The organism is Synechococcus sp. H55.9 (assembly GCF_047462355.1).
In the GTDB taxonomy this organism is placed as follows: Bacteria; Cyanobacteriota; Cyanobacteriia; order Thermostichales; family Thermostichaceae; genus Thermostichus.
Genome location: NZ_JANSJB010000080.1, coordinates 11,229 through 12,605, shown reverse-complemented (window position 1 = coordinate 12,605; position 1,377 = coordinate 11,229). Strand labels below are relative to the sequence as shown.

Below are 1,377 nucleotides of genomic sequence, written 5' to 3'. Positions count from 1 at the left end.
ATGATTTTCCTTTGATTGCCGTAAGGCGTTGAGCACGTGGCTAAGTTTGTGGTCAGTGCTGTGCAATTCCGATGATTTTCCTTAGGAATTGGAAAGGTCTACATCTACCCGGTGGGCGCAGGCAAACCCGGAGAAGGCGACGGCGTTGAGGCCTTGACCGGGGAAGGTGCTATCGCCCACGCAGTAGAGGTTGGGAATGGCGGTGCGGTTGAAGGGCATGCCCAAGAGGCCCCAGGGAGTGCCGCGAGGGATGGGGCCGTAGGTGCCGTCGACGCGGCCCAAGAAGCGGCGGTGGGTGCGGGGAGTGCCCACCTCCAGCAGCTCGATGTGGGATCCCAGCTCTGGCCAGAGGGCCTCCAGGCGGTGGATAAGGCGTTTGGCCGCCGCTTGTTTTTGCTGCCGGTACTGCTCCGGGCCCAAGCCCTGCCAGGTTTGCATCCAACTGGGGGTAAAAGCGTGAACAATGTGGCGGCCCGGCGGGGCCAGCTCCGGATCCAAGAGGGTGGGGATAGAGACGAAGATCGTGCCCTGCTCCGCCTCCAGGTCTTGCCAATCTTCTAGAAGAATGTGGTGACAGTAGCGCTCGCCGGCCAGGGCCTCAGCTCGCACCCCTAGGTGCAAGCTTAAGAAACTGGGAGACTGTTGGTAGCGGCTTTGCCAGCGCCGCTCCGCCGCCGGCAGGGATCCCGGCCAGAGGCGCTCAAAGGTATCCCAGCGGGTGGCATTGGAGATGATCTTGCGGGCAAAGAGCTTTTCTCCCCTGGAGAGCTCAACGCCCACGGCGCGGCCCCGTTCTTCCAAAATCCGCCGCACCGGCGCCCCGTAGCGGATTTGCCCCCCGCAGGCCTCTAGCCCCTGGGCCAGTTTCTGGGCAATCTGCCCCACCCCTCCCTTGGGGTAGTTGACGCCGCCGTAGTGGCGATCACAAAACACCATGCCGGCATTGATCATGGGCGTGCGCTCCGCCGGCACCACCGACCAGCAGTAGCACTCCATATCCACAAAGCGCAGCAGCGCCGGATCCCGTAGGTGGCGCCGCGCCACCTGGCCCACATTCACCGGCAAGTAGCGGGCCAAGGTCAGGCAGGCGCGGGGGTTGCCGACAAAAGAGCGCCAGAGATAGCCCCACTCCTCCAAAGAGAGGAGCTCCATGGCGTTGAGGCTGTTGAAAATGGGCCAGAAGCTGTCGTAGAAGCGGCGAATGCTGCCCGCTTCCTGAGGGAAATAGCTGGCTAGCTCCTGCAAAAACTGCTCGTAGTCCCGGTGCACGCAGGGGCTGAGCCCCTGGGGCAGGTGGTAGGCAATCTGCACCGGGTCGGGGATGGATTCCAAAGACTGGCCCACAGCAGCCAGGGCGCGGGTGAGCAAGTTGGTGGT

General features: G+C 63.1%; 1 protein-coding gene. It reads right to left on the bottom strand.

What is annotated here, in order from left to right; all coding sequences use genetic code 11:
• Window positions 1–81: 81 nt before the first annotated feature.
• On the bottom strand, window positions 82–1,377 hold a 1,296-nt coding region (crtH, locus tag NW857_RS10225; protein ID WP_414368868.1), incomplete at its 5' end, for a carotenoid isomerase.